Origin of the sequence: Devosia sp., assembly GCF_028290645.1 — a bacterium.
Lineage (GTDB): Bacteria > Pseudomonadota > Alphaproteobacteria > Rhizobiales > Devosiaceae > Devosia_A.
The window spans coordinates 1-8,848 of sequence record NZ_JAQGJL010000348.1; the positions used below are offsets into that span (position 1 = coordinate 1).

General features: G+C 68.3%; 10 protein-coding genes. All 10 read left to right on the forward strand.

Annotated features, from left to right (window positions below; genetic code table 11):
• Window positions 1–828 (forward strand): SDR family oxidoreductase (locus tag JWQ89_RS18440; protein ID WP_299643355.1); only part of this gene is annotated, 828 nt, incomplete at its 5' end.
• On the forward strand, window positions 825–1,763 hold the full coding sequence (locus JWQ89_RS18445) for an ABC transporter permease (RefSeq protein ID WP_299643357.1): 939 nt from the start codon (window positions 825–827) through the stop codon (window positions 1,761–1,763). The genes JWQ89_RS18440 and JWQ89_RS18445, both read left to right, overlap by 4 nt.
• The gene (locus JWQ89_RS18450; RefSeq protein WP_299643360.1) at window positions 1,760–2,620 is read left to right on the forward strand and encodes an ABC transporter permease; all 861 of its coding nucleotides are present in this window, start codon (window positions 1,760–1,762) and stop codon (window positions 2,618–2,620) included. Before JWQ89_RS18445 ends, JWQ89_RS18450 begins: the two co-directional genes overlap by 4 nt.
• On the forward strand, window positions 2,613–3,629 hold the full coding sequence (locus tag JWQ89_RS18455) for an ABC transporter ATP-binding protein (RefSeq protein ID WP_299643362.1): 1,017 nt from the start codon (window positions 2,613–2,615) through the stop codon (window positions 3,627–3,629). The genes JWQ89_RS18450 and JWQ89_RS18455 overlap by 8 nt, the downstream gene beginning before the upstream one ends.
• Window positions 3,622–4,458 (forward strand): ABC transporter ATP-binding protein, encoded by an 837-nt coding sequence (locus JWQ89_RS18460; RefSeq protein WP_299643365.1) that lies wholly within the window; start codon window positions 3,622–3,624, stop codon window positions 4,456–4,458. The genes JWQ89_RS18455 and JWQ89_RS18460 overlap by 8 nt, the downstream gene beginning before the upstream one ends.
• Complete coding sequence (locus tag JWQ89_RS18465; protein ID WP_299643368.1) at window positions 4,455–5,498, forward strand: D-2-hydroxyacid dehydrogenase; 1,044 nt, start codon at window positions 4,455–4,457, stop codon at window positions 5,496–5,498. The genes JWQ89_RS18460 and JWQ89_RS18465 overlap by 4 nt, the downstream gene beginning before the upstream one ends.
• Window positions 5,488–6,333, forward strand: a complete 846-nt coding sequence (locus JWQ89_RS18470) for a DUF4438 domain-containing protein (protein ID WP_299643370.1) — start codon at window positions 5,488–5,490, stop codon at window positions 6,331–6,333. The genes JWQ89_RS18465 and JWQ89_RS18470 overlap by 11 nt, the downstream gene beginning before the upstream one ends.
• A complete protein-coding gene (locus JWQ89_RS18475; RefSeq protein ID WP_299643373.1) occupies window positions 6,330–7,214 on the forward strand; it encodes a DUF4438 domain-containing protein in 885 nt (294 codons plus the stop codon). The genes JWQ89_RS18470 and JWQ89_RS18475 overlap by 4 nt, the downstream gene beginning before the upstream one ends.
• A complete protein-coding gene (locus JWQ89_RS18480; protein ID WP_299643374.1) occupies window positions 7,211–8,086 on the forward strand; it encodes a DUF1028 domain-containing protein in 876 nt (291 codons plus the stop codon). Before JWQ89_RS18475 ends, JWQ89_RS18480 begins: the two co-directional genes overlap by 4 nt.
• A gap of 129 nt (window positions 8,087–8,215) precedes the next feature.
• Window positions 8,216–8,848, forward strand: a 633-nt coding sequence (locus JWQ89_RS18485; protein ID WP_299643377.1) for an aminotransferase class I/II-fold pyridoxal phosphate-dependent enzyme, incomplete at its 3' end; no start/stop codon positions are given.

Below are 8,848 nucleotides of genomic sequence, written 5' to 3' on the forward strand. Positions count from 1 at the left end.
GCTGAAATGACCATCGCTATTCCTGCAACGATGCCCGCTATCGGCTCCGGCAACCCGACCGCCCGGCGCTTTACGGGCAAGGACTGCGTGATCACCGGCGGCGGTTCCGGGATCGGCCGCGCCGCCGCGCTGCGCATCGCCGCCGAGGGCGGGCGCATCGCCGTGCTCGACCTCAACGCCGATGCCGCGCGTGAAACCCTCGCCATGTCCGGCTCCGATGGGCTGGCCGCCGAGCTGGACGTGCGTAGCGAGGCCAGCGTCAAGACGGCGGCGGCGCTCGTCGCAAGCGCCTTCCAAGGTGTCGACGTGCTGGTCAACAATGCCGGCATCGAGATCCTCGGCACCATCGACGAGATGGCGCCGGATGTCTGGGACGAGATCATGGCGGTGAACCTGCGCGGCCCGTATCTGACCTCCCGCACCTTTCTGCCGCAGCTATTGGCCCGGGCCGACGCCAAAGGCGGCGCCGCGATCGTCCACAATGCATCGCTGATGGGCCTCGTCTCGAGCCCCGGCCTTGCGGCCTATTGCGCCTCGAAGGCCGGGCTGGTGTCGCTGACGCGCAGCATGGCCCTCGACTATGCGACCCGGAACCTGCGGGTGAACTGCGTTTGCCCCGGCATCATCCATACGCCCATGCTCGAGCGCCGCTTCGCCATGCAGCCGGACCGCGCCGAAGCGTATCGGACGACATCACGGCGGCCGCCGGTACACTATATCGGCAACCCGGAGGACGTCGGCGCCGCCATCGCCTATCTCGCATCGGATGAGGCCCGGTTCGTGACCGGCAGCGCGCTCACCATCGATGGAGGGGTCGGCGCGGCATGATTCGCTATGTCGCCATGCGCATCCTGCAGACGCTGCCGGTGCTGCTCGGCATCAGCATCGTGGTGTTTTTCCTCGTTCGCCTCATTCCGGGCGACCCGGCCGTCGCGACCTTGGGAAGCCGCGCGACGCCGCAACTTGTGGCCCGCGTGCGCGACCAGCTCGGGCTCGACCTGCCGCTGTGGCAGCAATACCTCGCCTTTCTGGGCAATGCCCTTCGCGGAAATTTCGGCATCTCGTTCTTCTATCAGCAGGACGTGTGGACGGTGACCATCGCGCGCCTGCCGATCACGCTGCTGCTGATGGGCTACACGATCGTGCTCGCGGCAGTGATCGCGGTGCCTTTCGCCTTCCTCGCGGCCGCCCGCCGTGGCCGGCTGACCGATCACGCCATCCGCCTCCTCTTCACCATCGGCCTTGGCATGCCGGTGTTCTGGTCGGGGATCATCCTCGCCTACCTGTTCGGCGTGCACTGGAAGCTGCTGCCGATCGCCGGACCGGGCGATGGCGGGCTCGACACGCTCGTCCACCTGACGCTGCCCTCGCTTGTCCTCGCGATTTCGATTTCGCCGATACTGGTGCGGACCATGCGTTCCAGCATCGCGGAGGTCCTCGCCTCCGATTACGTGACCACCGGGCGCGCCATGGGGCTGAGCCCGCAATACCTGTCGCTCGGCTACATCCTGCGCAACAGCCTGCGGCCCGTGATCACTGTGGTCACCATCAATTTCGGCTACCTCATCGGCGGTACCGTCATCGCCGAGCAGATATTCTCGCTCGCCGGCGTCGGCTCGCTGCTGATCGGCTCGATCTCGACGCGCGACTACGCTGTCATCCAGCTGGCGACGCTGATATTTGCGCTGCTCGTTGTCACCGCCAACCTGATCGGCGACCTGCTCTACGTGGTGCTCGATCCCCGGGTGGCGCTGCACAAATGAGCATTGTCCCCGCAGAGGCCTCGCCCCGCCGTACGCTCCCCCGCTGGCTCCTCGCCGGCAACTGGTCGCTCCGTCTCGGCGTCGTCGGCTTCGCCCTCATCGTCCTCGCCGCCATTTTCGCGCCGCTGGTCAGCAGCTTCGATCCGGTGGCGCTCGACCTGCGCAATGCGTTGAAGGCCCCCTCGCTGGTGCACCCGATGGGGACCGACCATCTGGGCCGCGATGTCTTCTCGCGGGTGATCTATGGCGCTCGCGTCGACCTGCAGATCGGTGCCATCGGCGTGGCGCTGCCGCTGATCCTCGGTAGCGTCATCGGCCTCGCCGCCGGCTATCTGGGCGGCTGGGTCGATGCGGTGGTCGGCCGGATCGTCGACATCATCATCGCCTTTCCGTTCCTCGTCCTCGTCATTGCCATCGTCGCGATGCTGGGGCCGGGGCTCATCAACCTCTATATCGCGCTGACCGCCATCAGCTGGGTGCTCTATACCCGCATCGTGCGTGCCGAGGCGCTGGCGCTGAAGAAGCGCGAATACGTGCTCGCCGCCCGTAACCTGGGCTTTGGGCACCTGCGGATCATGTTCCGGCACATCCTGCCCAATGCCATCGCACCGGCGTTCGTGTTCGCCATGAGCGACTTCGCGCTCGACGTGCAGGTGGGCGCGACGCTCAGTTTCTTCGGCCTCGGGGCGCAGCCGCCGACGCCCGAATGGGGCCTGATGATTGCCGAGACGCGCTCGATGATGCTGACCGCGCCGTGGGTCGTGGTCGGGCCGGGCCTTGCCATCGTCGTCGTCAGTCTCGTCGTGAGCCTCATCGGCGATGGCCTCGCCGACCTCGTGCGAGGCATCGATGACTGAGTTGGGCCTCAACATCGAGAATCTCAGCATCGCTTTCGACCGCGGGCGCAAGGAGGCCATCAGCGGCCTCGACCTCAAGGTCCTGCCGAGCCAGGCGCTCGGGCTGGTGGGCGAAAGCGGCTCGGGCAAGAGCCTTGCGTCGCGCGCCGCGCTCGGCCTCCTGCCGCGCAAAGCCCGCGTCACCGGCCGGATCACGCTCGACGGCCAGTCGGTGCTCGAGCTCAGCCCGGCACAGCTGCGGCGCATTCGCGGCTCGGGCATCGCCATGATCTTCCAGGATCCGATGTCCTCGCTCAATCCGGTCGTGCGGGTGGGCGAGGCGATAGCGCAGGTCATCCGCTCGCACGAAAGCGTGGCGCAGGGCGTGGCGCTGGAGCGCGCCGTAGCGCTGATGGCCCGGGTCGGCATCCGCGACCCCGAGACCCGGATGAGGAGCTTCCCGCACGAGTTCTCGGGCGGAATGCGCCAGCGCATCATGATCGCCATGGCGCTCGCGGCGCGGCCGCGCATGCTGCTCGCCGACGAGCCGACCACGGCGCTCGACGTGATCGTGCAGGACGGCATCCTCAAGCTGCTCGATCAGTTGCGCCGGGACGAGGGCATGGGCCTGCTGCTGGTGTCGCACGATCTCGCGGTGGTCGGCTCGGTCTGCGACCGCATCGCCGTCATGTATGCCGGCCAGATCGTCGAGGAAGGTCCGGCGATGGACGTCCTCATGCGCTCCCGCATGCCCTACACCGTCGGTCTCCATGCGAGCACGCAGCGCTCGAAGACGTTGAAGCGGCTGCCCTCCATTCCGGGTGCGCCGCCGCCGCTGGGCGAGCGGCCGGCCTCCTGTCGGTTCGCCGCGCGCTGCCCGCTGGTCGCGCCGCAATGCCTCGCCGGCCCGGTGCCGCTCGTCTCGGTCGGCAGCGACCACATGGCGCGCTGCGTCCGTACCGCCGAGGTTGCCAATCTCGATCGGGCTACGTTCACCGTCCGCGAGCGGGAGGCGGCCCATAATGGTTGAACCGATCCTGCGCGTCGAGGGCGTGTCCAAGAGCTACGCGCGGCGCGGCTTGCTGGCACGCGACGCAACGACGGCACGGCCGGCACTGTCGCCAGCAAGCTTCGAGCTCATGCCCGGCGAAATCCTCGGCATCGTTGGCGAAAGCGGCTCGGGCAAGACGACGCTGGCGCGCTGCATTGCCTTGCTCGAACGGCCGGATACCGGCCGGGTGATGTTCCGGGGCGAGGATCTCGTGGCGCTGAACGAGCGCGAACTCCGCAAGCGGCGGCGTGCCATCCAGACGGTGTTCCAGGACCCCTACGCCTCGCTCAACCCGCGCCTCAAGGTCGGCGATGCGCTTGCCGAGGTGATGTTGGTGCATCGCCTCGCCGAACGGCGTCACGTCCGCGGCCGCGTCGCCGAGCTGCTCGACCAGGTCGGGCTGCCCTCCCGCGCCGCCCATGACTACCCGGCCGCTTTCTCGGGCGGCCAACGGCAGCGCATCTGCATTGCGCGCGCGCTTGCCGCGCAACCCGATATCCTCATCGCCGACGAACCGGTGAGCTCGCTCGACGTCTCCGTGCAGGCGCAGGTAGTCAACCTGCTGCTCGACCTCCGCGACCGGCTGCAGCTCTCCGTCATCTTCATCGGCCACGACCTGCACCTCATCGATTTCCTGGCCCCACGTGTCATCGTCATGCTGGCCGGCGAAATCGTGGAAACCGTCGGCGGGGACGTGCCGATTACCGACGCCCGCCATCCCTATACCCGTGCCCTCATGGACGCCGTGCCGAGCCTCGAAAAGGTCGCGGCGCGCCAGAGCTCAACCCCCGAGTCACCGAGCAGATGAGTTCTCCGTCGCCCAAGCCAGTCATCGTCATCGCTTCCCCACTGGAAGAGGAGCACGTCGCCCGCCTCCGGGCCGTCGGCGGCGATCGTGTCGAGGTGCGGCACGAGCAGGACCTGTTGCCCAAGCCGCGCTATGTTGCCGACCACACCGGCCCCAAGCGGACCATGAGCGCCGAGGAGCTGGCGCGCTGGTCGGCGCTGCTGGCCGAAGCCGACATCCTGTTCGATTTCGACCTCGTCGATGCCGCCAACCTTCCGCGCAATGCGCCCAAGCTCAAATGGGTGCAGGCGACCAGCTCCGGCATCGGCGAACTCCTCCGCCGAACCGGCCTCGACAAGTCGGACATCGCCTTCACCACGGCGTCCGGGGTCCACGGGCGGCCGTTGGCGGAGTTCGCCATGCTTGGGCTGCTGCACTTCTTCCGCGACATTCCCGGCCTCGACCGCATGAAGGCGGCCAAACACTGGGAGCGTTACACCGTGCGAGGGCTCGATGGCGCGCGGGTGCTCGTCGTCGGCCTCGGCGCGCTGGGCAGTGCCGTGGCGCGTGACGCCGCCCATTTCGGCATGGAGGTGTGGGGAACGCGGCGGACAATGGGCGGCGAGACGCCACCGGGTGTTGCCCGCGTCATCGAACAGGGCCAGATCCGCGAGGCGCTGGCCGAAGTCGATGCGCTGGTCCTCGCCTGCCCGCTGACCGAGGACACGCGACTGCTCATCGACCTGCCGGAGATCGCGGCGATGAAGCCGGGCATCGTGATCGTCAACATTTCGCGCGGGCAGGTGATTAACGAGACCAGCCTCATTGACGCGCTGAAGAGCGGGCAGGTCCGCGGCGCCGCGCTGGATGTGTTCGAAGTCGAGCCCCTGCCCAAGGAGAGCCCGATGTGGGATCTGCCCAACGTGATCATCTCCCCGCACTCGGCGAGCACGGTCGGTGCCGAGAACCGTCGCATCGTCGATATTTTCCTCGACAATCTCGAGCGCTTCCTTGCCGGACGTCCACTCCACAACCTCTACGAGCGGGATCGTGGCTACTAACGCGCACCGACTGATCACGACACGCATCAAAGCCCAGATCCAGCCCGGATCGGCCAACGTGGTGGTGCGTCCGGACGGGATATCCCAGACGCTTCCTGGCCAAGGCGGGGTGGTGACCGGCATCGGACTCGGTGATGTCGCGTCCCGCTGGACAGGCGATCATGTCGAGCCGGGCGTCTCGCTCGGCCATGCCGATCCCGCCGCCAACCATGCGATCCGGCTGCTCAGCTGCGTAGGGAATGTGGTCACGGTCCTCGATGGCCCCACGACGGGGGCGCGCGGCACGGTGTTCGGCAAGCACGGCGCGGTTCTCGCGATGTTTGCGCCGAATACGGTGGCGCGGCTGGCGCCTGGCGAGTCCGTCGCAATCGATGCACAAGGCGTCGGACTTGCGCTCGAGGAGGTGCCCGAACTCGTCATCCATTCCTGCAGCCCGGCCCTGTTCGATGCCATGGTCCGGCTGGATCAGGGCCGGCTGCGGGTCGGCGTGGCGGCAATCCTGCCCTCGATTGCAGCAGCGGCGGGCATCGGCATGCCGGCTGCTATGTTCAACATGGACCTTCACAGCTGGAGCGCGCCGGTGGCCCAGGCCGCCGCACCGCTGCGCTTCGGCGATATCGTTGCGGTTCTCGACCAGGACCATCGCTATGGCCGCCAGCACCGGCCGGGCTGGGCGATGGTGGGAATCGTTTCGCACGGAACGGCGATCGGCGGCGGACATGGCCTGGGCCTCATGACCCTCATGACTGCGCCGGCCTCGCGCTTCGAGTTCACCGTCACCGACGGTGCCCGGCTGGATCGGCTACTGCAACTGCCGTGGGGGGCCGCGGCATGACGCGCCTGCGCACCAATGCGGCCGATCTCGTCATGGCCAATATCGCCGGCCGCGTCGCGCCGGCCCGTATACACGCCGAGGCCATGGCCGTCGACAACGACGGCCGCCAGCGCCTGCTGCCGGGCACGGGCGGCATCGCCCTGGGCGTCCACGCCGGCGACCCGGCCGACCGCTGGGTGGCCGATCACCTCATGGCGGGCGCCAGCATCGAGGATACGGCAGGCACGCCGGCGGTCGCCGGTCCGTTGCACCTGTTGAGCGCGATCGGCAATCGCGTCCGTGACGGCATGGGCCATACCATCGGCGTGGTGGCCGGCAAGCGCGGCGGCCTCGCCCCCGGCTTCTGGGCGCCACAACTGGTCGGCGTGGAGATTAGCGATGCTGTCGCCGGGAGGCTGATGCCCGAGGACCGGGTCGTCGTCGAAACGGTCGGACGCGGCCTGCGGCTTCTCGACTATTACGAAATCGCCCTAAGCAACGTCTCGCCGCGCCTGCTCGATGCGCTGCCTCTGGTGGAGACCGCCACAGGCCTCCAATGCGTCGTCTGCCACACGGTGCCGGCCGAGCTGGCCGGCGCCGGGCTTGGGCAGGACAGCTGGATCGGCGACCTAGAGATCACGGACACCGCGGCAGTTCCGGGGCTCCGCTTCGGCGACCTCGTCGCCTTCGAGAACATCGACAGCACCGTGACGCGCTACTATGCGCCTGGCACCGTCTCGATCGGCATCGTCAGCCACGGTCCGGGCCACGCGTCCGGCCACGGCATCGGCGTCACCATCCTTGCCACCGGACCGGCATCCCGCCTGCAGCCCGTCATCGGCGATGGCGGGCTCGGGCCGCAACTGGTGGCCTGGGCCACGGAAACGGGGGCGCCGGAATGACCTTCTCGATCGTCGCCATCGATATCGCAACCGGCGAAGTCGGCGCGGCCGTGGCCTCCAAGTTCCTCGCTGTCGGCAACATCGTGCCCTGGGTCGAAGCCGGCCGCGGCGCCGTGGCGACCCAGGCGCTGTGCAACGCCAGTTTCGGACCCGAGGGACTGGCACTGCTCGGCGGCACGCCGGCTGAGGAGGTGCTTGCTACCCTTCTCGGACGGGATGCCCGTCCCGACCGGCGTCAGATCGGCATGGTGGATGCACGCGGCGGCGCCGCCAGCCACACCGGCAGCGGCTGCCAGCCTTGGGCCGGCCACCGCAGCGGGCCGGGCTATGCGTGCCAGGGCAACTGCCTCGCCGGACCCCAGGTGATCGAGGCGATGGCGGCGGCCTACGAGGCGTCGACCGGACCTTTGCACGCCCGGCTGCTGGCGGCGCTGAGCGCCGGCGACCAATCCGGCGGAGACCGGAGAGGACGCCCGTCCGCCGCGATCAAGGTCAAGCGCAAGGGTGCCGGCTACCAGGGCCTCGGTGACACGGCGCTCGACCTGAGGGTCGACGATCATCCCGCTCCCCTCGTCGAAATGGTCCGCCTGTTCGCGCTGCACGACCTCTATTTCCCCACCGGCATCCAGGAGCGCCTCAGGCTCGAAGGGGCGGTGCTCGCCGAATTCACGACCATCATGCGGAAGTCCGGCTGGCCTGCTCCGGAGACCTCCGGCTGGAGCCCCGCGATGTCCGCCGCGATCGACGCCTTCACCGGCAACGAGAACCTCGAGGAGCGTGTCGATCTCGAGGCGCGGACCATCGACCGTGTTGCGCTCGAGCATCTCCGCTACGTCCACTCACCACCTCCAAGCCGGGATCTTCTGACATGAACCGGGCCTGCGCCTCACGCCGAAATAGCCGACGCACCCTTTCTGGAACCGCACACCACGCCGCGCCAGGCGTCGCCTCGGCACGCCTCGGCGATGCACCGCCCTACACCAACCGACGGATCATCCTCCATGAGCACCAGCACCAGCACCAGCAGCGTAGGCAAAGCGCCACAGAGGCTCGAAGAGCTGCAACTACCGGGCCGCGCGCGGGGCGGCCTCAGTGCACGCGCCGCCGACCTGCGGCTGATTGCCGAGGCTCCGAAGGGCTATCTCGATACGACCCATTTCGACACGGTGCGCTTTCCGCCACCCGACTGGGCGCTCGAAGCGTTCGCCCGATCGGCGGCCGATGGCGAGATGGCCTATAGCGGCTACCGCGGGCACCCGCACGTTCTCGCCGCCGTCGCCGACAATATCACGGCGTTCCTCGGAACGCATGTGAAGGACAGCGAGATCGTTCTTACTCCCGGCACGCAGGCCGGGCTCTTCGGCGCCCTCTCGGCGCTCGTCTCTGAGGGCGATCGGGTGGCGCTGGGTTGCCCGGAATACCTGTTCTCCGAACGCATTCTGCGCTTCCTCGGAGCGCAGATCGCGCCGATCGCGCTCGAGACCTTCGGCAACGCGTCGCCCTCGCTCGATCTCGGACAGCTGGAGGCAGAGTTCCGCGACCGCGGCACCAAGGTCCTGCTGTTTTCGCACCCGAACAATCCGACCGGTGCGGTCTACAGCCGCGAAACCATCGCGGCGATCGCCGCACTCGCC

Excerpts from the sequence above, each read along its gene's own strand:
- JWQ89_RS18445 (WP_299643357.1), top strand. The coding sequence starts at position 825 with ATGATTCGCTATGTCGCCATGCGCATCCTGCAGACGCTGCCGGTGCTG.
- JWQ89_RS18450 (WP_299643360.1), top strand. The coding sequence starts at position 1,760 with ATGAGCATTGTCCCCGCAGAGGCCTCGCCCCGCCGTACGCTCCCCCGC.
- JWQ89_RS18455 (WP_299643362.1), top strand. The coding sequence starts at position 2,613 with ATGACTGAGTTGGGCCTCAACATCGAGAATCTCAGCATCGCTTTCGAC.
- JWQ89_RS18460 (WP_299643365.1), top strand. The coding sequence starts at position 3,622 with ATGGTTGAACCGATCCTGCGCGTCGAGGGCGTGTCCAAGAGCTACGCG.
- JWQ89_RS18465 (WP_299643368.1), top strand. The coding sequence starts at position 4,455 with ATGAGTTCTCCGTCGCCCAAGCCAGTCATCGTCATCGCTTCCCCACTG.
- JWQ89_RS18475 (WP_299643373.1), top strand. The coding sequence starts at position 6,330 with ATGACGCGCCTGCGCACCAATGCGGCCGATCTCGTCATGGCCAATATC.
- JWQ89_RS18480 (WP_299643374.1), top strand. The coding sequence starts at position 7,211 with ATGACCTTCTCGATCGTCGCCATCGATATCGCAACCGGCGAAGTCGGC.